The organism is Parvimonas parva, from assembly GCF_045866535.1.
Taxonomy (GTDB): domain Bacteria; phylum Bacillota; class Clostridia; order Tissierellales; family Peptoniphilaceae; genus Parvimonas; species Parvimonas parva.
In genome coordinates this window covers 1318617-1340914 of the sequence record NZ_AP038371.1, presented here as the reverse complement: position 1 = coordinate 1340914, position 22298 = coordinate 1318617, and the positions used below count along the sequence as shown (strand labels likewise).

The 22298-nt window shown below is 29.1% G+C and carries 21 protein-coding genes; 10 read left to right on the top strand and 11 right to left on the bottom strand.

All coding sequences use genetic code 11. From position 1 onward, the window contains the following. The first annotated feature begins 23 nt into the window (after positions 1–23). Complete coding sequence (locus ACKTSI_RS06630) at positions 24–680, top strand: response regulator transcription factor (RefSeq protein WP_407862755.1); 657 nt, start codon at positions 24–26, stop codon at positions 678–680. Beyond that, positions 677–2008 (top strand): ATP-binding protein, encoded by a 1332-nt coding sequence (locus tag ACKTSI_RS06625; protein ID WP_407862754.1) that lies wholly within the window; start codon positions 677–679, stop codon positions 2006–2008. The genes ACKTSI_RS06630 and ACKTSI_RS06625 overlap by 4 nt, the downstream gene beginning before the upstream one ends. A gap of 177 nt (positions 2009–2185) precedes the next feature. On the opposite strand, the gene ACKTSI_RS06620 is transcribed toward ACKTSI_RS06625, so the two are convergent. Further along, positions 2186–3553, bottom strand: coding sequence for an MATE family efflux transporter (locus tag ACKTSI_RS06620; protein WP_407862753.1), 1368 nt, complete (start codon positions 3551–3553; stop codon positions 2186–2188). Between the two features lie 194 nt (positions 3554–3747). On the opposite strand from ACKTSI_RS06620, the gene ACKTSI_RS06615 reads away from it, so the two are divergent. The 3 genes from ACKTSI_RS06615 to ACKTSI_RS06605 all read left to right on the top strand — a co-directional run bounded on the left by ACKTSI_RS06615 (position 3748) and on the right by ACKTSI_RS06605 (position 5567). After that, positions 3748–4728 (top strand): DDE-type integrase/transposase/recombinase, encoded by a 981-nt coding sequence (locus tag ACKTSI_RS06615; RefSeq protein WP_407862668.1) that lies wholly within the window; start codon positions 3748–3750, stop codon positions 4726–4728. A 408-nt stretch (positions 4729–5136) separates the two neighbouring features. Further along, complete coding sequence (locus tag ACKTSI_RS06610) at positions 5137–5304, top strand: GlsB/YeaQ/YmgE family stress response membrane protein (RefSeq protein WP_197415929.1); 168 nt, start codon at positions 5137–5139, stop codon at positions 5302–5304. Between the two features lie 59 nt (positions 5305–5363). Beyond that, the gene (locus tag ACKTSI_RS06605; RefSeq protein WP_068474207.1) at positions 5364–5567 is read left to right on the top strand and encodes a CsbD family protein; all 204 of its coding nucleotides are present in this window, start codon (positions 5364–5366) and stop codon (positions 5565–5567) included. A gap of 106 nt (positions 5568–5673) precedes the next feature. On the opposite strand, the gene ACKTSI_RS06600 is transcribed toward ACKTSI_RS06605, so the two are convergent. From ACKTSI_RS06600 to dnaX, 5 genes are all read right to left on the bottom strand, one after another. Next, positions 5674–5997: an AzlD domain-containing protein gene (locus ACKTSI_RS06600; protein ID WP_068474210.1), complete on the bottom strand. Its 324-nt coding sequence runs from the start codon at positions 5995–5997 to the stop codon at positions 5674–5676. A 10-nt stretch (positions 5998–6007) separates the two neighbouring features. After that, a complete protein-coding gene (locus tag ACKTSI_RS06595) occupies positions 6008–6724 on the bottom strand; it encodes an AzlC family ABC transporter permease (protein ID WP_068474214.1) in 717 nt (238 codons plus the stop codon). A gap of 27 nt (positions 6725–6751) precedes the next feature. Then, positions 6752–7360 (bottom strand): recombination mediator RecR, encoded by a 609-nt coding sequence (gene recR / locus ACKTSI_RS06590; protein WP_068474218.1) that lies wholly within the window; start codon positions 7358–7360, stop codon positions 6752–6754. A gap of 1 nt (position 7361) precedes the next feature. Further along, positions 7362–7703 (bottom strand): YbaB/EbfC family nucleoid-associated protein, encoded by a 342-nt coding sequence (locus tag ACKTSI_RS06585; protein WP_068474221.1) that lies wholly within the window; start codon positions 7701–7703, stop codon positions 7362–7364. Positions 7704–7923: 220 nt separating this feature from the next. Continuing rightward, entirely contained in the window at positions 7924–9594 is a 1671-nt protein-coding gene (gene dnaX / locus ACKTSI_RS06580; protein ID WP_407862752.1) for a DNA polymerase III subunit gamma/tau, read from the bottom strand. 207 nt (positions 9595–9801) lie between these two features. On the opposite strand from dnaX, the gene ACKTSI_RS06575 reads away from it, so the two are divergent. Then, on the top strand, positions 9802–10482 hold the full coding sequence (locus tag ACKTSI_RS06575; protein WP_068474227.1) for a YitT family protein: 681 nt from the start codon (positions 9802–9804) through the stop codon (positions 10480–10482). 170 nt (positions 10483–10652) lie between these two features. After that, on the top strand, positions 10653–11831 hold the full coding sequence (locus ACKTSI_RS06570) for a M20 family metallopeptidase (protein ID WP_407862751.1): 1179 nt from the start codon (positions 10653–10655) through the stop codon (positions 11829–11831). 37 nt (positions 11832–11868) lie between these two features. Here ACKTSI_RS06570 and ACKTSI_RS06565 read toward each other — a convergent pair whose 3' ends face one another. The 3 genes from ACKTSI_RS06565 to ACKTSI_RS06555 all read right to left on the bottom strand — a co-directional run bounded on the left by ACKTSI_RS06565 (position 11869) and on the right by ACKTSI_RS06555 (position 15245). After that, positions 11869–12615 (bottom strand): hypothetical protein, encoded by a 747-nt coding sequence (locus ACKTSI_RS06565; protein WP_407862750.1) that lies wholly within the window; start codon positions 12613–12615, stop codon positions 11869–11871. A gap of 41 nt (positions 12616–12656) precedes the next feature. Next, positions 12657–13811: an NADP-dependent malic enzyme gene (locus ACKTSI_RS06560; protein ID WP_201275955.1), complete on the bottom strand. Its 1155-nt coding sequence runs from the start codon at positions 13809–13811 to the stop codon at positions 12657–12659. A gap of 141 nt (positions 13812–13952) precedes the next feature. After that, entirely contained in the window at positions 13953–15245 is a 1293-nt protein-coding gene (locus ACKTSI_RS06555; RefSeq protein WP_407862749.1) for a 2-hydroxycarboxylate transporter family protein, read from the bottom strand. 280 nt (positions 15246–15525) lie between these two features. On the opposite strand from ACKTSI_RS06555, the gene radA reads away from it, so the two are divergent. Continuing rightward, on the top strand, positions 15526–16884 hold the full coding sequence (gene radA, locus ACKTSI_RS06550; protein WP_407862748.1) for a DNA repair protein RadA: 1359 nt from the start codon (positions 15526–15528) through the stop codon (positions 16882–16884). Positions 16885–16999: 115 nt separating this feature from the next. Here radA and ACKTSI_RS06545 read toward each other — a convergent pair whose 3' ends face one another. Together ACKTSI_RS06545 and ACKTSI_RS06540 are read right to left on the bottom strand one after the other, a co-directional pair. Next, entirely contained in the window at positions 17000–17545 is a 546-nt protein-coding gene (locus tag ACKTSI_RS06545) for a DUF6648 family protein (protein ID WP_068474244.1), read from the bottom strand. A 40-nt stretch (positions 17546–17585) separates the two neighbouring features. Then, positions 17586–18011 (bottom strand): hypothetical protein, encoded by a 426-nt coding sequence (locus tag ACKTSI_RS06540; RefSeq protein ID WP_407862747.1) that lies wholly within the window; start codon positions 18009–18011, stop codon positions 17586–17588. Between the two features lie 319 nt (positions 18012–18330). Here ACKTSI_RS06540 and ACKTSI_RS06535 point away from each other — a divergent pair, with 319 nt between their 5' ends. Together ACKTSI_RS06535 and ACKTSI_RS06530 are read left to right on the top strand one after the other, a co-directional pair. After that, positions 18331–19035 carry an ABC transporter ATP-binding protein gene (locus ACKTSI_RS06535; RefSeq protein WP_068474250.1) on the top strand — a complete coding sequence of 235 codons (705 nt, stop codon included), beginning with the start codon at positions 18331–18333 and terminating at the stop codon, positions 19033–19035. A 1-nt stretch (position 19036) separates the two neighbouring features. Beyond that, positions 19037–22258, top strand: coding sequence for an FtsX-like permease family protein (locus ACKTSI_RS06530; RefSeq protein WP_407862746.1), 3222 nt, complete (start codon positions 19037–19039; stop codon positions 22256–22258). The last annotated feature ends 40 nt before the right edge of the window (positions 22259–22298 follow it).

The window sequence follows — 22298 nt, the reverse complement described above, 5'->3', positions numbered from 1 at the left end:
TTTTTTATATAAAAGGAGGGTTTATGAGAATATTAGTTGTCGAAGACGATGAAATTATCAGAGAGGGAATTTCTGAATATTTATCTGAATTCGGTTATGACATCATTCAAGCAAAAGACGGGCAGGAAGCCTTAATAAAATTTAATAACAATGAGATTAATTTAGTAATGTTAGATATACAAATTCCTTTCCTAAACGGGTTGGAAGTATTAAAAGAAATCAGAAAAAAAAGTAATTTGCCTGTGTTGATGCTTACAGCATTTAATGATGAGGAATATAAGATAAATGCTTTTTCAAGTTTGGCGGACGGTTATATGGAAAAGCCGTTTTCACTCCCTGTCTTAAAAGCCAGGATAGATTCTTTAATTAAAAGGCATTATGGAAGTCGTGAGAAATTTGAATATAATAATGCTGAAGTTAATTTCACAAGTTATACAGCCAAGTACAACGGTGAAGAAGTGGATATAAACGCAAAAGAACTTGAGATATTGAAATATTTATTGGAAAACGAAGGACATGCTTTGACCAGAGTACAGATAATAGATAATGTGTGGAAAGAAACGGACGAAATTCCTTTTGACAGGGTTATAGATGTCTATATAAAAGAGTTGAGAAAAAAACTTGGTTTGGATTGTATTGTAACAATCAGAAATGTTGGTTATAAATTGGAGAGAAAATGAAGAATTTAAAAATATTTCCAAAAATGTTTTTGCGGACATTTAGAATTCTAGCAACTGTAATTGTATTAATACATTTATTGGTGTTTTTTATTTTTCCGAGAACTTATTTAGAGACGAGAAAGCAGGAACTTTATGCAAAAGCTGATGAAATCTCAAATAATATTAAGGGAAAAGATTTAAAATTTGTAGAACGGTCTTTGGAGTTTTTTTCTAAAAGTAGCGATATAAAGGTTGTAATAAAAGGAGAAAACGGAGAGGATGAAGTACAAATAGGTGATAACATCAATGTAAATTTAAAGAGTAAAGATAATTCTTTAATCATTGAAGAAAGAGAAGTAGAACTAAAGAACGGTAAAAAAATCTTCGTACAATTTATCTCTACTGCAGACATGAAAAAGGATGCCAAAGAACTCAGCTTTAAATTCTTGCCATATTCATTGGCTATATCTTTTGTTTTTTCAATCATAGTTTCGCTTATTTATGCAAAGGAGATAACTAATAATATAAAAGAAATAAAAAATGTTACTAAAAAAATGATGAATTTGGATAGAACTGCCTATTTAAAAATTGATTCTACAAATGAAGTTGGAGAATTAAAGGAACATATTAATGATTTGTATAGTACTCTACTAAAGTTGATAGACGATTTAGAGCTTAAAAACGAAGAAATAGTAAAATTAGAAAAATTAAAATATGATTTCTTTAGAGGAACATCTCATGAATTAAAAACTCCTCTTGCAAGTTTAAAAATAATATTGGAAAATATGAAATACAATATCGGAAAATATAAAAATAGAGATTTATATATCGAAAATTGTATTGACATAGTCGATCATTTAACTAGAAGTATTTCACAGATGCTGTCAGTTTCTTCCTTTGAACATTTGAAAAATGATGAAGAAATAATAGTTGTTAATGATATATTAGATGATGTCTTGAAGCAATATATGTTACTTGCAAATCATAGAAATATAAAAGTCAACAATAATCTGAAAAATGAAAAAATCTATATAGGAATGACGGCACTTAAAATTGTACTGTCCAATTTAATAAACAATGCAGTTAAATATTCCGATGAAAATGGTGTAATAAACATCGGAACAAAAGATGATTGGCTTTATATCGAAAATTCATATAAAGATAATGAAAATTTGGATGTAAATAAAATATTTGAAATTAGTTTCAGCTTAAATAAAGAAAACAGTAATGGTCTGGGTTTATATATTGTTAAAAATATTTTATTGAACTATGGAATAAAATACAAAGTAGAAAAAAGTAAAACGGGAATTATATTTTTGATTGAGCTGTCAAGTAATATGGATAAATAAATGTATCGAAGATACATCCACTAATAAAACAGTAAATTGGATTTGCAAAATATTATAGATTTAAATTCACAATAAGAACCCCACCCTTCCACGATGCTTTGCATCGGGTGGGTACCCGGGAACCTTGTTGCTTCGCAATAAAAAAAGCAGACATTTTTGTCTGCGTTTTAAGGAGCGTTAAGCTCCTTTTTTAATTTCATCATTTTGTTTTAGTAATTTTTTTCTTATTACTAAGTAGCAACAGATATGTGCGATTGTTGTCAATATCCAAGAGATTGGATATGAAATGTAAAGAGATTCTTGTGTTTTGTAAATTTGAAATATTGTAAATATCCAAATTACTCTAAAAAGACAAGCTCCGGTTAGTGAAACAATCATTGGGAGAATTGAGTAGCCCATTCCTCTTAGAGAGCCTACTGTTACGTCCATTAGTCCACATAGTAAGTATGTTGCAGAAACGATCTTCATTCTGTTAAGTCCAAAAGTTATTACTTTGGGGTCGTTTGTAAAAATTCCAAGTAAAAAATCTCCACATATATATGCACCGATTCCAAGCACAAGTCCTACGACTGAAACAATGGCAAGTCCTTGTAATAAAATTTTATCTATTCTATGATATTTTTTTGCTCCCATATTTTGACTTGTAAAACTTAGAGTTGATTGGTAAATTGAATTCATTGACATATATACAAATCCTTCGATATTTATTGCAGCTGTATTTCCTGCTATAACAAGTTGCCCAAAGGTATTTATTGAAGATTGAATTAATACATTTGAAATACTAAATACGATGCCTTGAACACCTGCCGGTAGTCCGATTCTTAAAATAGTTTTAACTTTTTCTTTTTGTAATTTTATTTTTTTAATATCCAAGTGCATATATCCTGTACTTTTTTTCAAAAATAATATCATCATAATTGCTGAAATATATTGTGCGATTATTGTTGCTATCGCAACTCCTTCAACACTCATCTTTAAAACTATAACAAAAAATAAATTTAGGACAACATTTACTATTCCTGAGGTGATTAAAAAGTATAGCGGTCTTTTAGTATCTCCGATTGAACGTAAAAGTGCTGCTCCAAAATTGTATAAAGCTGCAGCGGGACTTCCTAAGAAAAATATTTTCATATAAAGTACAGATAGGTCGATTATTTCATTTGGCGTTCCCATAAGTTCAAGCATAGGTCTTGAGGCGATAATTCCTACAAAAAGCAAAATTGTTCCAGCAATTATTGCAAGTCCAATTGCATTGTGAACAGTATCTGATGCGTTTTTGTAATCTCTTGCTCCACAATATTTTCCCATTGTAACGCTTATTCCCATAGAAATTCCAATCAGCAAACTGATTAATAAATTTATTAAAGAAGAAGTAGCACCAACTCCTGCAAGAGCAGTGCTACCTGAAAAACGCCCAATTACTATTATATCTACTGTATTAAAAAGTAATTGAAAAACACTTGTAAAAATAATTGGAATTGAAAAAAATATCATTTTTTTCAAGGTCTTTCCATTTATCATATCTATTTCATTGCTTTTAACCATTATATCCTCCGTAAAAAGTCTAAAATCATTCTAAATATAATATCATATATTCACACTTTTTGCAATGATAAAAGAGAAACAAAATTTATTTTTTTGTTATGATACAATTGATGTGAGACCAAGGGTACAAAAAAAAGAGAATATCCTGTATAATTATTAAAACAAAAAAATTAACTAGAAAGGAACTCTCTTTTATGAATAATATTATATCACAAAATCAAGAAAATATAAAACACAACCAACGTTATATCCCTCATTTACTTCAAACAAGATACCACGCTGTTAAAACTTACAGAAACGGCAATTCTGTTAGCTTTGTTTGTAGAAGATATAAAATATCCAAAGCCTCTCTTATGCGTTGGAATAAAAGATTTGATGGCTCTATTGAATCCCTTAAGGATAAATCTCATAGACCTTTATCTAAACACCCTAATTCTCATACCGATACTGAAATTTATTGGATTAAAAATCTCATTAGAAGAAATCCTAATATTTCTTTGATTGAACTTTACGCTAAACTTAAACTAAATAAAGGTTATACTAGACACCCTTGCTCTCTTTTTAGGTTTCTTAGAAAACTTGGATTTTTTAAAGACGTTAAACAGCCTTCCAAACCCTATGTTCCTAAACCTTATCATACTCCTACTAAAATTGGTGTTAAAATGCAACTTGATGTTAAATATGTTCCTAATTCTTGTTATGTTGGTAAATATCCCGATAAATTCTACCAATATACGATTATTGACGAAGCTACTCGCGAAAGGTTTATTTATCCTTTTAAGGAACAATCTTCTTATAGTACTGTTACTTTTGTTAAAATGGCTATTAAATACTTTGGTTATATTCCTGAAATTATTCAAACCGATAATGGCTTTGAATTTACACATTTTAAAGATACTAAAAGAGTTCATCCTTTTGACAAACTATGTAACGAATTGGGTATTAAACATCAATTAATCAGACCTAGAACGCCTAGACACAATGGAAAGGTTGAAAGAAGTCATAGAAATGACAATGAAAGATTTTATAGTAATCTATCTTTTTATTCTTATGAAGATTTGATTGTACAAATGAAAAAATATCTCTATAAATCTAATAGATTACCTATGCAAACTTTAAATTGGCTCTCACCTATTGAAAAACGTAAAGAATTATTAGAATTAAAGGAGAATTAATTCTCCTTTAATTCTAACATACAGGTTATATTTTTTTATAATTTTTGGTCTCACATCATTTACAAATGTACAAAAAGAGAAACAAAATTTATTTTTTAGTTTATTTGTTGAAATATATGAGCATATAATTATTTTAAAATTAAAGATATTAAGAGAATAATTTAATTTACTAATTCAAATTGTTTTAATTTTCGGTCAAAATAATTAGTAATAATATAAGATATAGTTTATTTTAAATAAAATAGGGTATTAATATAGTGAATAGATATAATTAAAAAAATTAGTTTGTTTAGTATTTTAATTTATTTATAAATATAATTTAAAAGAGAAAAATTTATGATTTAGTCACTTATTATTGGAGGGTTAATAGGTTTTATAGCTGGTGGAATAACTAAAAAAGGTGGAGCAATGGGAATAATCGCTAATATAATAGCAGGATTGTTAGGTTCATCTGTTGGTCAAGCGTTGTTTGGAACATGGGGTCCTAAATTAGCTGGTATGGCAATAGTTCCATCTGTATTAGGAGCAGTAATTGTTATTGCTGTAGTATCATTTTTCTTTGGTAAAAAAGAATAATTTAATTTATAGAATATTTATTAAAATAGAATAATATATAAAATGAAAGGGGAATAATTATGTCAGTTAAAGAAAAATTAGATCAAGTTAAAGGTTCAGTAAAAGAAAGCGTTGGAAAGCTAACTGGAGATAAAAAAACAGAAAAAGAAGGAGCTACTGAAAAAGTAATTTCAAAAGTTAAAGAAGTAGCTGAAGATGTTAAAGACGCTGTAGAAGGAACAATCGAAGGTGTTAAGAATATGGTAGATAAAGATAAAAAATAGTCAATAAAAAAGAAGCGAATATTCGCTTCTTTCAGACTGATGACAAAGGTGCCAATGATTGCTCATTGACACCTTTGTCATCAGTCTGAAGGAACCTGTGGGTTCCTTAAAAAATACTTAAACAATATAAGTAAATAAATGTTGTAAATATTGATGCGAAAACTGTTAATACCATATTTTCAGTTATATATGAAACAATCGCTGAAATTGCGATTGTTACTATAATCATCAATCTGTTATATGGGTCAATAGTTAAAACTTCTTTTAAGATTAGTACCGTCATTGACGTGAAAGGTACAATTTTAAAGAAAATCATCAATCTTTTATTAAAAGTTTTTCCTCTAAGAAAGAATAATGGAAGAACTTTTGGAATTATTGTTATCGCAGCTGCAACTAATGTAGCTACAACATAGTAAGCATATCTATCCATAAATTTCTCCTTATCCTTTTATTTCTTCTTTATCTTCTAAAGTTTCATCACCAATTAAGAATATACCAACTATTGAAGAAAGGATTATTGAGACGACAATATCCCAACCCATAGGGAATAAATTTGTATAGTAAATAATGGAATATATAATCCCTGTTGCAATGACAACTCTAATTGTTACCATATGTTTTTTTACATTTGGAACGAGTATGGCAACAAATAGTCCAAGTAATCCCATACTAAATGAGGCTTTTAAATACATCGGTAAAAAATCACCTATATAATAACCTACGATTGTAAAAATTCCCCAAACAAAATATGGAGGAATTTGCACTCCTAATGCAAATTTTGTGTTTACTTTATCTTTGTTAAATGAAAGTATTGAAAAACTTTCATCTGTTAATAACCAACCCACGATCGGAAATGCTAAATGATTCACTTTATCTACTGTCGCTCCAAGTGATGCAGACATTAAAAACAGTCTTGAATTTAGTAAGAATACAGAAATTGCAATTCCAAGAATCGGAACTCCCGACATTATAAATCCGACCAACATAAATTGTGCTGCTCCTGAATACAAGACAAATGAACTTAAAAAAGCATGTACTAAACCTGCTGTACTTGTATTACATAGAATACCAAAAGTAATAGCAGACGGTATATAACCTATCAATATAGGAATTGAGTGTCTAACACCCAACATATAATCATTTTGTTTTGATTTCATATCTTCCCCCGTAAAACAATAAGAAATCTAATACTCTATCTCTCTTCTATCTTCTAATGCTTTTAAAAATGTAAGCTCATCATAGCTATCTACACTTCTACCTATCGGAATACCATTTGCAATTTTAGAAATTTTCAAATTTTCAAATTTTTTCAACAAATCTACTATATAAAGCTCTGTCAATTCACCGTCAATAGTTTGACTTATGGCAAAGACAATCTCTTTTACATTGCCATTTTCGATACGGTCTAAAAGAGATGCTACATTTAAATCATCTAAAGTTATTCCCTCTCTTGGAGTAACAAGACCGTTTAAAATGTGGTAAGTGCCTTTATAAACCTTCGTTTTTTCCAAACTAACAACACCTTGAATATCCTCAACAACAGTTATAATCGACTTATCACGCTTTTCATCTGCACAAATATTACAAATTTCATCTTCAGTTAAATTTCCACAAATTTTACAATGATGAGTATTTTTTTTCATATTTATAAGACTTTTTGCAAATTCAATCGTATAGTCATCGTCCATTTCTAAAATTTTTAAAGCCATTTTAGTGGCTGATTTTCTTCCGATAGTAGGAAGTTTTGACAAGTAATGAATAACTTCATCTATCGATTTTGTATAATTATTCATTTTATAATCCTGGGATATTTATTCCGCCAGTTATTTTATTTATTTCTGAATCATGTTTTTCTTGAGCTTTTCTATTAGCCTCATTAACAGCTGTTATGATTAAATCTTGTAACATTTCTATATCATCCGGGTCAACAACCTCAGGAGAAAGCTTTATACTTAAAACTTCCTTTTTGCCATTAACAGTTACTTCAACAGCTCCACCACCGGAAGTAGCTGATACCTCTTCTTCATCTAAAAGCTTTTGAGTATTTTCTAATTCTCTTTGCATCTTTTGCATTTGTTTCATCATATTACCCATATTCATTCCGCCACCGAATTTAGGGAAACCACCTTTAGCCATAAAATACCTCCTAAAATAAAAAATATTTAAAAATTATTTATTCAAAATTTTGCAATTAAACTCATTTTTAGAAATCTAATAACAAAATAATTATACCATTTTTTTTATTTAAAATCAAATTTTTACAATACTTAGATAAAATATAAGCAAAGTTTTTGCAAAATTAAAAGTAAAAGCTATTGTGAAATTACACAATAGCTTTATATGTTTTTATTAAATTTTAAGCTACAAAGTTAGCATAAATTGTTAATGAATTTCTTGTAGGCAAATTAACTCTTGTAAAAAACTCATCAAGAATTGCTTTTTCTTTTAATACAAAAGCGTTGTTTTCATCAAGTTTGTAAGAACCAAATTTAAATAAATAGGCTTTACAGTCAATATATAAGAAGTTTTCCTTTGTTACATAGTGAATTTCCTTTACACTTTCGTCAAAAAGTTTTGATACAGTTTTTTTGAAGATAGTTTCTTTAAGAACGTCTTTAAAAGGAGTTAAGTCTATATTTTCATCAACAATTTCATTTTGTTCTTCAACTTGTGGCTCTTGCTTGGCTGAAATTTTTTCTTCTTTTTCAATATTTTCAGTATTTTTTTCGCTTATGTTTTCTTTTGTTTCAAAAGGATTTTCGTTTTGCAAAATTTCATTGTATATGTCAAAAGTTTCATCAGAATTGAAGTCGTCTATTTCATCAGTTTTTTCAGACTTTTCTTCTTTTTTTTCTTCTACTTTGTTTTCTACAACTTCTACTTTTAAATTTCCACTTTTGATAATTTTTTCAAGAGTTTCAATTCGTTTTTCAAGCTCTGATTTTTCTTTTTTAAATGAATTTATTTTTATGATTAAAAGTTCAGCTAATGCGTTTTGCATATCACTTTTTTTCATTTTGTCCTCAGTTTCTAAAAGATTTTCTAAAATGAAAATAAGCTCTTCAATAGTAAATTTATTTGCATGTTCTAAATATCTTTTATATTCGACATCATTTAAAGAAGTTAAGCTTTTTTCGATGCTTTTTACCAAAATTATATTTCTAAAATGCTTAACTAAATCTACTATTATGTTATAAGGAGTCTTTCCATTTTTAACTAAGTTTCTAAAAATTTCTATGGTTTCATTCTTTGAAGAATTTAAAATTGACTTTGAAAATTCAAATAACATATTTAAATTTACAAGACCCAAACATTCATTAATATCCTCAACAGTTATTTTTTCCTTTCCTGTTGCAACTACTTGGTCTAAAAGACTAAGAGCATCTCTCATCGCTCCGGAGGAAAGCTCTGAAATTAAATTAACCCCCTCAGATTCTATTTCGACATTTAGATTTTTTAAAATGTAATTTATATTTTGGACTATATTTAAATTGTCAATTCTTTTAAATTCAAACCTTTGGCATCTTGAAATAATAGTGTCCGGAAGTTTGTCGATTTCAGTTGTAGCAAGAATAAAGATTAAATGCTTTGGAGGTTCCTCCAAGATTTTTAAAAGAGCATTAAAACCCTCATTTGTAATCATATGAGCCTCATCGATTATATATACTTTGTATTTTACAAGTTGTGGAGGATAGATTACTTTTTCTTTTAATTCCCTTATATCATCTATACGTCTATTACTTGCTGCGTCCATTTCTACAACTTCAAGAGCTTTGTCATTTAGAATCATTTTACAATTTTCACATTCATTACAAGGATTACCGTCGATTGGATTTAGACAATTTACTGCACGAGCAAAAATCTTTGCACAACTTGTCTTTCCCGTACCTCTAATACCTGAAAAAAGATAAGCATGACCTAAGTTTCCTGTTTTTATTTGATTTTTTAAAATTTCAACAATATGATTTTGACCAACAACTCTTGTAAAGTCCTTTGGTCTAAATTCTCTATAAATAGCTTGTTTCAAAATCTCACCTCTAAGTTTATGTTATTAATATTGTTTGTTTTTTATATAATTCTAGGGCAAATTTTATTATACCACACTTCTTTTTATATTGCCACTAATAGAAATTTAACAAAGTTATTTATAAATAAATCACTTTAAAAACATAGTTTTTAACATTGACAGTTGTTTTTATTTTTTATAAAATATTTATAGAGGGAGAGGGATAAAATGAAAAAAGATAAATTATTTACTAGAATTATTATGACCTTAGTAGGTATGATTATACTTGGAATAGGTGTTTTTTTTACAATACAAGCAAACTTGGGGGTTGACCCTGCAAGTACAGTAGAACTTGGAATGGTGAAACATTTGGGAATTAGTTATGGAACTTGTGCAGGAATTTTTAATATAGTATTTTTAACTATAATATTTTTTGTGGATAAAAAATATATAAATATAGCATCAATCTTGGCTATTTTTAGTATAGGCTATACAGTTGAAGCAATGAATTACTTTTTCGGTTGGCTTAATTTAAGTTCTTTAAATTATATTTATAGAATCATAATTTGCCTTATCGGAGCTTTTATTGTTGCTATCGGTGTTACCGTTTATATTTTTGCTGATTTGGGTGTTGGAGCGACAGATGGAATTTCTGAGCTTATAAGCGATAAGACAAAATATTCTTACAGAAATGTTAGAGTTATTTCTGATTTTCTGCTTGTTGTAACAGGATATTTACTTGGAGGAGTTGTAGGACTTGGAACTTTAATTATAACTTTTTCAGTTGGACCATTTATTCAATTTATAAGAAAAGTTATTTCACCATTTTTGAAGAAAATTTTAGGTGAAGAAATGGTTGATAATGTAAATTCTGATGAAAAAAATTTTGAAAAAGAAATAGTTGCTTAAAATAGGGGGGGGAACCCTATTTTTTTATTATGAAATAACAAGGTTCTCGGGCACCTACCCGATGCAAAGCATCGTGGAAGGGTGAGGTTCTTATTATGAAATAACAAGGTTCTTATTGGGAAAAGTGGTATTATATAAAATAAAGATTGCATTTTATCAAGGAGGTTTTTATGGATATTTTAAAATTAGTTAAAGAAAAAGAAGAAGAAGTTATAAAGATAAGACGTGATTTGCATCAAATTCCAGAGTTGGAATTGGAACTTCCACAAGCTATGGAATATATCTCAAAAGTTTTAGATAAAATTGGAGTTAATTATAAAAAGTTATTAAATGGAAATGCAATAGTCGTTCAAATTGACGGAGCACAAAGTGGGAAATGTATTGCTATAAGGGCAGACAGTGATGCTCTGCCTGTTGTTGAAGAAACGGGACTTCCTTTTGCATCTACAAATGGAAATATGCATGCTTGTGGGCATGACGGACATACTGCAATGGCACTAGGAGCTTGTATGATTTTAAATGAAAATAGGGATAAGTTAAAGGGAAGTGTAAAAATATTTTTCCAACCGGGAGAAGAAACACCCGGAGGTGCTTTACCTATGATTGAAGAGGGTTGTATGGAAAATCCGAAGGTCGATGCAGTTATAGGACTTCACGAAGGTTGTTTAATTCCTATTGAATATGGAAAAATCGGCGTAAAGAGTGGTGCTATTATGGCATCAGCAGATATTTTTGAACTTTATGTAAGAGGTAAGTCATCTCATGCAGCGACTCCTCATCTTTCAGCTGACCCGATTGTAGTTGCATCAGAAATTGTTCTTGGACTTCAAAAAATAACTTCAAGGGAAATAAATCCACTTTCAAATGCAGTTTTAACTATTGGAATAATAAATGGAGGAACTGCTCATAATGTAATTCCTGAAACGGTTTATATAAAGGGAACGGTCAGAACTTTAGATGAAAATGTTAGAAAATTTATAGCAAAGAGGATTGAAGAGATTGCAAGTGGAATCGCAGGAGCATATAATTGTGAGGCTGAAACAATTTACCACTTTATGTATCCGGTTGTTATGAATGATGAAAAATTTACAGAATTTTTTATAGAAAATACAAAAGAAATTTTAGGAGAGGACTCCGTTGAAATCATAGAAAACCCAAGTATGGGTGGTGAGGACGTTGCGTATTTCTTGCAAAGAGCAAAGGGAACATATTTTATGTTATCAAATCCAAAAATTTATGAGGATAATAAAATATATCCACACCATAATAGCAAATTCGACGTGGAGGAAAGTTTATTCTACAAAGGAATGTGTGCAGTTTTAGGAACTGTTTTTAAATATTTAAGTTAAAAAAACGGATTGCGTATTTGCAATCCGTTTTAAATTTCTATTCATATATTAATTCATCTAATTCAGCATTGAACATAGGTTCTATTGTAATTATCACTGTTGATGTTAACAAAATGATGACAAAAGAAATAAGCATATACAAACTAATTCCACCAAATATAGCTTCATCTGTAAGCATAGCCACTCCTATACCCCAAACAACAAATATCATTGTTGGAATAACTAAAAGTATAAAAGGAATAACTCCGGCTAAAAACTCCCAGCCGAATAAACTTAATTTTTTTCCATCCATCTCATCTTTAGCCCCTATGAAACACTCACCGTTACTAATAGTTGGGTCTGATACTTTTATATAAATGGCTCTTTGATATTCTAAAGCTTTTATGATTCCCGGAATTACAAATAGTAAAGTCCAAAGGAATGTTTTAAATAATATCATTAATATTAATGTAAACATATCAAAACCAAAGTTAAATATATTCTTAAATGCACTAATTACTGAAGGAGATCTGTCCTCTTTTATTGCACTATAAATTTCAATATTTATATATTTATAAAGAATTGATGAAAGTATAGTCAATAAAAGTGATATAGGAAAAATAAGTTTTACCTTAAATAAAACTTTAAAAGGCGCAGGCAAAACATTGCCGTCTTTTAGAGTTTCTTTGATTAAAATTACAGGGTTTCCATCATTTGCTACCATAGTTGAAACAAATGTAATCAAAAGCATACTCCAAAAGTGTCTTTTTACAAAATCAATACTTTTAACAAAAATGTTTGACATAAAATCCCCCCCTTAAATTTTAAATTTGTAGTTTTTAAATATTATTTAACTTTATCTGCAACTGCTTTTGCAACTGTATCAGCTACATTTTCTTCAAATGCAGATACTATTATATAATCTTCTCTAATCTTGTCGTCCGGAATCATACTTGCAAGTCCGTAAGATGCAGCAAGTTTCATTTCTTCAGTGATTTTTTTAGCTTTTGCTTGTAATGCACCTTTGAAAATTCCAGGGAAAGCAACTACATTATTAATTTGGTTAGGCATATCTGATCTACCTGTTGCAGCAACTCTTGCTCCAGCCTCTTTTGCATCTGCATAAAGAATTTCAGGTTGTGGATTTGCCATTGCAAATACGATTGCGTCTTTATTCATTGAGGCTACCATTTCTTTAGTAACTAAGTCTTTTTGACTAACTCCGATGAATACATCAGCTCCAACGAAAGCTTCTTTCATTGTCATATCTTTTTGTTCTTTATTTGTAATTTCTGCTAATTCTTTTTTTACAAAATTGTAGTTTTCACTGTGTTTTTTATTTATTGCACCTTTTGAGTCGAATGCAATTACATTTTCAACACCCAACATCATAATTAATTTGATGATTGAGTAACCGGCAGCACCAGCTCCTGAAACTACAACTTTAATATCTTTAGCATCTTTTTTAACTAATTTTAAAGCATTGATTAAAGCTGCTGTAACAACTATTGCAGTACCGTGTTGGTCATCGTGGAATACTGGAATATCAAGTTCATCGATTAATGTTCTTTCGATTTCAACGCATCTTGGGGAAGAAATATCTTCAAGATTGATTCCACCAAATGTTGGGGCAAGAGCCTTTACGATAGAAATAATTTCTTTAGGGTCTTTTGTATCTAATACGATAGGAACAGCATTTACTCCACCGAATTTTTTAAACAAACAACATTTTCCTTCCATAACCGGCATAGCAGCTTCAGGGCCTATATCTCCAAGACCTAAAACAGCAGTTCCGTCTGAAATAACAGCGATAGTATTTGCTTTACTTGTGTATTTATAAGCTAAAGAAGTATCTTTGCTTATTTCCATACAAGGTCTTGCAACCCCCGGAGTATAAGCATAAGTTAAATCTTCTGCATTTTCTAATTTTGCTTTTAATTCTGTTGACAATTTTCCTTGCCATTGTTCGTGAAGCGCTAAGGCTTTTTCGTAAACGTCCATTTTTTTCTCTCTCCTTTTAATAAAACATTTATTTGATTTTAATATACTACAAAGACTTTAAAAAGTCAATAATTATAGTCAAATTTTAACCTAAAAATTCCAAGACTTAATCATCTTGGAATTTTTAATTGTGAAATTTATCTATCCAAAAAATATTGGGACTAAGAATGATGCTAATAAAATTATGAAAGCACCACCAAGTCTTGATGAAATTTGTGCAAAAGGCATAAGTTCCATTCTATCTGATGCAGTTAAAACTGCAACGTCTCCTGTTCCACCCATATTTGCCATACAAAGTCCAGCTGTAATTGCTGATTCTACAAAGTAGAAACCTACAAGATGTCCGATAACTCCGGCTCCAATGATTGCTCCAAGTACAACTAATGCACAAAGAATTAAGTATTGGAATGAGAATGAGCTAATGATTTGACCTAAGTTTGTATAAGCAATACCGATTCCAAGCATAAGTGCGCTTGTAAAGTTCTTAGCAACGAATGAATACCAAATTTCTGCCGGTTTAACAACTTCTTTAGGAAGTAAATTCAACATTTTTACTATTGCAACAGAAATAATCATCCAAGCATAAGTGTGAATATTTACTCCTAACATTTTCATTCCAAGTGCAATTAAAGAACCTAGAGTATAGAAAGAAGTTGCAACTATAATTCCGGCACCGTAGTCAATAACAGTAGCTTGTGAATTATCTTCTTCTTTTTCAACTTTGAAATCATCTCCTGTATTTCTAACTAACATACCATTTCCAGTTAATTTAGGGAATGATTTACCTAATCTATTTAAAAGTCCACCAGATACTATTGCAAGTGCATTTCCAAGTGCAACAGCAGGGACTAATTTAGCCAAAATAACTTCAGTTTTAACACCTAGAGTAGGGGCAAAAACTTTTGAAATAGGAACAGCGCCTGCACCCATTCCACCACCCATAATAGGAATACCTATATAAGCAGTAGTTTCTTTAAAGTTCATTCCAAAGAGCATTCCGCCGATTGCAACAAAAAGTAGTGAAAGAAAAACAGCACCTAAGATACAAGGCAAATATCTTAAACAAGCCTTGATTAAAAGTTTTCTATTCATTCCTAGAATAGAACCTGTGATTAATGCTGCGATATAAAAATCTAGGAAACCACCTGATTTCATAAATGTTGAAGTATTCTTTATAACGCTCTCAGGAGCAACTTTAAAATAAACAATAGCAGCTCCACCAAAAATACAAATAATTGCTCCACCACCAAAAAATGTATTAATTATCGGAGTGTGATTTCCTACTAAATTGAATAATTCTCCAAAAATCATTAATACAAGAAATGCTCCAATCATACCTGATGGTAATGTGTTTGTGTAGATTGAAACTATACTTAGGACTAAAGCTATCGCATAAAATGGAAGTTTTAATCCTGAAATTTTTAAATCTTTCATAAAAGACCCCTTTCTAAAAAAATTTGATATAAAATTAAAATCTAATAATGTGATTTCAATCAGGTTTTAATTATATAACCATTCTACCCGAAAGTCAATAAATATTATCGTAAAATATGAACTTTTTTCACAAAAGATTTGTTCGAATAAAAGGAAATGGCTATTTTAGTTAATATTTAAAAATTAAATTATATTTAAACGAGGTACTCTACTTAACTTTAGCCACATATCCCTATTGCTTTTTAAAATTTTTTACATTACAATATAATTGGTGATTAAAATGAAAACAAAGAAAAAATATATATGTTCAAACTGTAATAAAGAATCTTTAGGTTGGCAAGGTAAATGTAGTTTTTGTGGTAGTTGGGGAACTATCGAAGAAGTTGAAGTTTCAGTTGTAAAAACTGCAACGAATAAAATTGTTGCTAAGGGAAAAGTTGAAAAGTTAAAAAATGTAAATGTTAATGAAAATGATAGATTTGTTACTGGAATGTCTGAACTCAATCGTGTATTAGGTGGAGGAATTGTTCGTGATAGCGTAAATATTTTAACTGCAAGGCCGGGTTGTGGTAAGAGTACATTGCTTTTACAACTTGCACTTGACTTTGCAAGTAAAAATATAAAAACTATCTACATTTCTGCAGAGGAAAGTTCATCTCAGATAAAATCCAGAGCAAATAGAATTATAAAAGAAATTCCTGAAAATATTTGGATACAATCAACACAAAGTATGGACGAGGCTTTAAGTTCCATTGAAGAGGTTGACGCAGAAATTGTAATTTTAGACAGTATTCAAACTGTAATGTTAAGTTCAATTTCATCAAGAGCCGGTTCTCCAACGCAAACCGTTGAATGTATAAACGAATTGGTTAGGGTTGCAAAAAATGATAAAAAACCTAGAGCAATTTTCATTGTTTGCCATATGACAAAGCAAGATGAAATGGCAGGACTTAGAACTCTTGAGCATATGGTAGATTCCGTTTTGCTCTTAGAGGGAGAATCAGATGAGAGTTTAAGAACATTAACAAGTACAAAAAATAGATTTGGAAGAACCGGAGAAATCGGACTTTTTAAAATGGAAGAGTACGGACTTTTAGAAATAAAAAATCCTTCTGAGTTTTTTGTAACACAAAGAGAAAAGGACGTTTGTGGAAGTGTGTTGTCGGTTGTAAAAGAGGGAAGTAGAATGTTGGTCGTTGAGGTTGAAAGTCTGGTTTCACAATCTTTTACTAACTATCCTGCAAGAATTGGAGATAGTTTAAAGAAAGACCAGTTAAATACATTGCTTTCAATCTTAGAAGAAAGAGCCGGTTTTAATTTGTATAATAAAAATGTAATCTTAAAGACGACAGGAGGACTAAAAATTTCAGAGCAATCTGTAAATTTAGCTGTAATAATTTCAGTTGCCTCATCAGTTTTAAATAAAGCAGTTCCAAGAGATAATGTTTTTATCGCAGAAGTTGGACTTACAGGAGAGCTTAAAAAAGTTCCAAACTTAACTGAAAGACTTGTTGAGCTTGATAGAATGGGTTACAAGAAAGCCTATATTTCAAATGAAACGGTGGATATAAAAAATTTAAAAACATTAAAAATAGAAAAGTCAAAGACTTTAAAAGAAGTAATACAAAAAGTTTTTTAGAAAAGAAAATATTAAGCTAATCCTTATATTTCATTATTTCTTCGCAACGGTTTGAAATCTAAGAAACCAGTTATTCCACAAGAATATTAAAAGCTGATGAATCGTCATCAGCTTTTTAAATATTTGTATTAACATATTCATTTATTTTTGAAATTCTAATTTCGTCTATAAAAATATTTTTTTCTTTTAATTTTTTTAAAATTTCTTCATTCATAGAATGAAATATTGCAAATTCTACATTTTTTACAACAATTTCAAAAAGTGAGTTGTTAAGTCTTTTTGAGTGCATATCTATAAAATAACTTTCTGTAAAATTTTCGTCTAAAAAATCTATCATTTTTAGAAGATGTTTGTCTTTTTCGGCATAGTAGTTATTTGATTTTTGGATATTTTCAGTATATTTTTTTAATTTTTTTTTATTGTTCGAGTACAATGTAGATTTTTGTTTAAAAAATTTTGCTAGAATATTGTAATATTGGTAATTATACATTCCTTCTTCTAGCGAGGATATATTTAAAAGTGGTTTCATATTTAGATTTTGTACTAATTCATAATTTTTTTCTAAAAAAGTAATTTTATCTATTTTTTTATCCGAAAGTTCTTGTATTAATTCATTTCTTTTTTTGAAAAAAATTTCAAGTTGTCTTTTTGGTATATTCATATTCACACAAAAAAAAGCATCATTACGATGCTTTTTAAATTTAGTCTAATTTTAGCTCTACACAATTTGCTTTAGCATGATCGCAAAGTTCTTCTTTTTGAATATCAATTCCCATAAAAACTTCAAGATTGTGCTTTTCACAAAATGCCTCTACGTCCTTTTTAAATTCGCAAAGCATATCGCAATCCATTTTGATTATTGAATAAATTCCGTCGATGTAAATTTTTTCCACATCATAGTCTCTTGAAACAATTCCAAAGATAAATCCGAAAAGTTTATCAAGACTTTCTATTCCGTATTCTTTAGCGTTTGTCAATCTAACGCTGTGGTCCAAGCTAAAGATATGAGAATCATCCGTATCAATGAAAATTATATTTCCATTTCCATTTCTCACTTCTTCGTTAGCGTTGTCTATTAACCATTTAGTTTTTCCAGACCCTGATGGACCAAGTACAAAATTTAACATATAAACCACCCCTTAAATTCTTTTTCTTATTATACCATTTTGAAAAAATTAATACAAGTGTTTTTGGATAAAAAAGATTAATAAAAAATATTGAAAAATAAGTATTTTTTATTAATATTATGAAATATTTTTGAAAACGATATTAAACTTAGAGAATATACAAGTTTTTTATAAAGATACCGGCAAAGATATAACTCATTTTATAAAATTTATAAATCTTGATTTTTTTTCAGTTTTGTGATAAAGTACAATTAGATAATTGTATATAATTTTATGAAATGAAAATAAACTTAAGGAGTATCTGATAAGGAGGCTTGTTATGGCTTTTGTTGAATTTAAAAATGTTTATAAAAAATATAATGAGGGGAAAAGCTCGGAAATTGTTGCAAATCGTGATGTTTCATTTGAAATTGAACATGGTGAATTTTGTGTGATTGTTGGCCCTTCGGGAGCAGGTAAGTCCACGATTTTAAATATTTTAGGTGGAATGGACGATGCGACAAGTGGAGAAATTTTTATAGACGGTAAAGATATTTGCAAGTTTAATAAAAGACAATTAAATGATTATAGAAGATTTGATGTGGGTTTTGTTTTTCAGTTTTACAATTTAATTCCGAATCTAACAGTTCTTGAAAATGTTGAGCTTGCAGGACAAATCGTTAAGGAAAGTTTGAGTCCAACGGGAGTTTTAGAGTCTGTTGAATTATCTCATAGGCTTAAAAACTTTCCAAGTCAATTATCAGGTGGAGAGCAACAAAGGGTTGCGATAGCTAGAGCTTTATGCAAAAATCCAAAATTACTTTTGTGTGATGAGCCTACTGGAGCTTTGGACTATCATACAGGGAAGAAAATTTTAGGTCTTTTACACCAAAGATGTAAAAGTACGAATACAACAGTAATTTTAATTACTCATAACAAGGCGATAGCACCGATGGCTGATAGAGTTATCGAAGTTAATGATAGTACAGTTAAAAATGTTATATTAAATAAAAATCCTAAGGATATAAAAGAAATCGAGTGGTAATATGAAAAAATCATTGTTTAAAAATTTTTACAGAACAATTTTTAGGTCGTTTCCAAAGTTTTTATCAATTATGTTTATGATTGGACTGGGAGTTATGGTTTTTGTTGGGCTTAAGATAACTCCATATATAATGAGAAGAAGTGTTGATAAGAGTATAAATGATGGAAATTTATATGATTTTAAAATTTCTTCAAGTTTTGGTTTGTTAAAAGAAGATGAAAATATAATTTCAGGTTTGAAAAATTTAAAAACTCTTGAATATGGATACAGTATCGACCTTAAAGATGAGGATAGAAAAGTTGACTTCGTCATTGAAAATAAATCTGAAAAAATCAGTACTGTTAAAATAATTGCAGGAAAAGATATTTCGAATGAAACGGATATTTTATTGGACGAAAGACTACAATCCACTTACAAAATTGGAGATGAAATAAATTTTAAAAATGTTGAAAAGTTTGGTATTTTTAAAGATGAAGTAAAAAAATTAAAACATAATAAATTTAAAGTTGTGGGCTTTGTTAAAAGTCCGGAAGTTCTAACTTCATTGTTAAGAGGAACTACTGAAAATGGATATTTAGGTATAATTTCTAAAAAAACTTTTGACTTTAGTCATTTTTCGCATGCCAAAATTATTTTTTCAGATTTGAATGATTTAAACAAAAATACAAAAAAATTTGATAAAATGAAGAACACTAAGAGGCTCGAATTACAAGAAAGTTTTAAAAACAGACCTCTTGAAGTTTATGAGCTGATTTATTCTCAAAAGAGGGAAACTTTGGATAAGAGCAAGGAAGAAGTTTCAAAAAATAAGATTGACGTTGAAGAAAATGAAAAAAAATTAAAACAAAATTTTGAAAAATTACAAAATGGACAAAATGATATAAGACGTGCTTTTGCAGATTTGAATTATCAAAAAAATCAATTTGTTCTGCAAATAGATGAAAATAGGAAAAAAATATTGGATTCTATTAATGACTTATATAAAAAAGAAAGTACTATTAAAGAAAAAAAGGCAGAATTACTTGAAAAAAATAATTCTTTGATAAAAAGTAAAAATGAATTGGAAAAGCAAAAAGATGAAATACTTTCAAAGATAATTTCTCTAAAAGAGAATTTACGATTACTTGAAGAAAATTTCAAGTCAAAATTCATTGGAGAAAAAGAATATAAAACAAAAAAAGAGGCAATAGAAAAGAATTTATCTTTACTTAATGAAAATTTTTCTAAACTTCAAAAAGGTTTAGAGGAAGTTGAAAAAAATTTGGGAAATCTATCTTCAGGACTAAAAGAGCTGGAAGAAAATGCTAAAAAAATATCTTCCGGAATTTCTGATTTAGAAAAAGCAAAAAAAGATTTACAAGAAAAATCTGAAGAGGGTTTAAAAAAATTTGATGAATACTATTTACAATTAGTTCAGAAAAAAGAAGAAATACAAAAGAATAATTTAAAATTAAAAGAGGGCAAAGAAAAAATTGAAGATGCTAAAGATAAAATATCAGATGCAGACTCAAAAATTTCTGACGGAGATGAAATTTTATCCAAACTCATAGAGCCTACCTATAATATTGAGGACGGTTTTAGCAGTTCCGGAACTTCAAATGTATATTTTGCAAGTAATGGAATTTATGGTGTTTCAAATGTTTTTTCTCTATTTTTCTATTTCATTGCACTTTTAGTTTCACTTACTACAATGACCAGAATGGTTGACGAAAATAGGGTACAGATAGGAACTTTAAAGGCTTTGGGTTATAGTAATGTGGATATTGCAAAGCAATATTTTTACTATGGATTTTTGGCAAGTGTAATCGGTGGAGGAATAGGTTCGGTTTTAGGATTTAAAATAATTTCTCCACTTGTTTACGGAACATATCTAAAAGCCTTTATATTTCCAAAAGTGTTTGACAGCTATTATTTAGACATTGTATTTTTGGGAATTTTAATCGCAGTATTTTGTACGGCTTTTGTTTCTTATATAACTTGTATAAAAACTTTGAAAGAAAAAATTTCATCTCTTATGAGAGCCAAGGCTCCAAAGAGTGGGAATACTGTTTTTCTTGAAAGAGTGCCTTATATATGGAAAGAACTTTCTTTCTTGCAAAAGGCAACTTTGAGAAATGTTTTTAGATATAAACTCAGATTGTCAATGACAATTATAGGAGTAATGGGTTGTATGGGACTTTTGGTTCTAGGCTTTGGAATCAAAGACAGCTTGGACGGAGTTTCCGATTTGCAATATGAAAAATATACGAAGTATCATAGTTCTGTTGTTTATAATCCAATGGCACTTTCAAAAGATTTGGATAAATTTAACGAGAATATAAAGTCAAACAAAGATATAAAGGAAAGTTTAGATGTTTCAATGGGTGTTGTAAATATAAAATCCGATAAAAAATTTGATGAAAAGATAGGAGTTTTTACAACAGATAATTTGACAGAGTTTTCAAAATTCTTTGGACTGCATAATGGAAATGAAAAAATTGAAAAGTTAGATGACGGAATTTATATAAATAAAAAATTGTCCGAAAAATTTTCTCTTGTCGTTGGAGATGAAATCTCGTTTATAAGTAATAATAAGGAATATAAAGGAGTAGTTGCAGGAGTTTTTGAAAATCACGTTGGTAATTTCTTTGTGATGAATGAAAATACTTATGAAAAAACTTTTTTCAAAAGACCTATAAAAAATACTAAATTGTTGATATTGAATGATGGAAGTAAAGAAAATATCGAAAAAGTTATCAATGAAGTTGAAAAGGACTCTGTCGTTATAAAAGCTACTGATATAAATGTATTAAAGAAAATAATTGATGATGCCTCATACAGTGTAAACTCAATCATCTTAGTAATTGTAATCTGCTCAGGCTTTTTGTCAATAGTTGTCTTGTATAACCTTAGCAATATAAATATTTCTGAAAGGAAAAGAGAAATTGCAACACTAAAAGTTTTAGGATTCTATCCGATAGAAATCGACAAATACATTTACAAAGAAACTTTAATACTAACTGTAATAGGAATTTTTATAGGAATATTTGTTGGACATAGCTTGCATATAAATATAATGGAGCAACTTGCAATGGACTCAATCAGATTTTTCAACAAAGTGAAACTTGTAAGCTACATTTATGCAAGTGTCGTAACATTGTTATTTACATTTGTTGTATATTTTATAGTAAAAATAATCTTAAAGAAAGTTCCGATGATTGAATCACTAAAAGATATTGAGTAGAATATTGGAAGATAATAAGCAAGATAATAAGCAAGATGGA

Bases quoted from the DNA above. Each gene is read 5' to 3' on its own strand.
- ACKTSI_RS06630 (WP_407862755.1), top strand. From the start codon at position 24: ATGAGAATATTAGTTGTCGAAGACGATGAAATTATCAGAGAGGGAATT.
- ACKTSI_RS06625 (WP_407862754.1), top strand. From the start codon at position 677: ATGAAGAATTTAAAAATATTTCCAAAAATGTTTTTGCGGACATTTAGA.
- ACKTSI_RS06620 (WP_407862753.1), bottom strand. From the start codon at position 3,553: ATGGTTAAAAGCAATGAAATAGATATGATAAATGGAAAGACCTTGAAA.
- ACKTSI_RS06615 (WP_407862668.1), top strand. From the start codon at position 3,748: ATGAATAATATTATATCACAAAATCAAGAAAATATAAAACACAACCAA.
- ACKTSI_RS06610 (WP_197415929.1), top strand. From the start codon at position 5,137: ATGGGAATAATCGCTAATATAATAGCAGGATTGTTAGGTTCATCTGTT.
- ACKTSI_RS06605 (WP_068474207.1), top strand. From the start codon at position 5,364: ATGTCAGTTAAAGAAAAATTAGATCAAGTTAAAGGTTCAGTAAAAGAA.
- ACKTSI_RS06600 (WP_068474210.1), bottom strand. From the start codon at position 5,997: ATGGATAGATATGCTTACTATGTTGTAGCTACATTAGTTGCAGCTGCG.
- ACKTSI_RS06595 (WP_068474214.1), bottom strand. From the start codon at position 6,724: ATGAAATCAAAACAAAATGATTATATGTTGGGTGTTAGACACTCAATT.
- recR (WP_068474218.1), bottom strand. From the start codon at position 7,360: ATGAATAATTATACAAAATCGATAGATGAAGTTATTCATTACTTGTCA.
- ACKTSI_RS06585 (WP_068474221.1), bottom strand. From the start codon at position 7,703: ATGGCTAAAGGTGGTTTCCCTAAATTCGGTGGCGGAATGAATATGGGT.
- ACKTSI_RS06575 (WP_068474227.1), top strand. From the start codon at position 9,802: ATGAAAAAAGATAAATTATTTACTAGAATTATTATGACCTTAGTAGGT.
- ACKTSI_RS06570 (WP_407862751.1), top strand. From the start codon at position 10,653: ATGGATATTTTAAAATTAGTTAAAGAAAAAGAAGAAGAAGTTATAAAG.
- ACKTSI_RS06565 (WP_407862750.1), bottom strand. From the start codon at position 12,615: ATGTCAAACATTTTTGTTAAAAGTATTGATTTTGTAAAAAGACACTTT.
- ACKTSI_RS06560 (WP_201275955.1), bottom strand. From the start codon at position 13,811: ATGGACGTTTACGAAAAAGCCTTAGCGCTTCACGAACAATGGCAAGGA.
- ACKTSI_RS06555 (WP_407862749.1), bottom strand. From the start codon at position 15,245: ATGAAAGATTTAAAAATTTCAGGATTAAAACTTCCATTTTATGCGATA.
- radA (WP_407862748.1), top strand. From the start codon at position 15,526: ATGAAAACAAAGAAAAAATATATATGTTCAAACTGTAATAAAGAATCT.
- ACKTSI_RS06545 (WP_068474244.1), bottom strand. From the start codon at position 17,545: ATGAATATACCAAAAAGACAACTTGAAATTTTTTTCAAAAAAAGAAAT.
- ACKTSI_RS06540 (WP_407862747.1), bottom strand. From the start codon at position 18,011: ATGTTAAATTTTGTACTTGGTCCATCAGGGTCTGGAAAAACTAAATGG.
- ACKTSI_RS06535 (WP_068474250.1), top strand. From the start codon at position 18,331: ATGGCTTTTGTTGAATTTAAAAATGTTTATAAAAAATATAATGAGGGG.
- ACKTSI_RS06530 (WP_407862746.1), top strand. From the start codon at position 19,037: ATGAAAAAATCATTGTTTAAAAATTTTTACAGAACAATTTTTAGGTCG.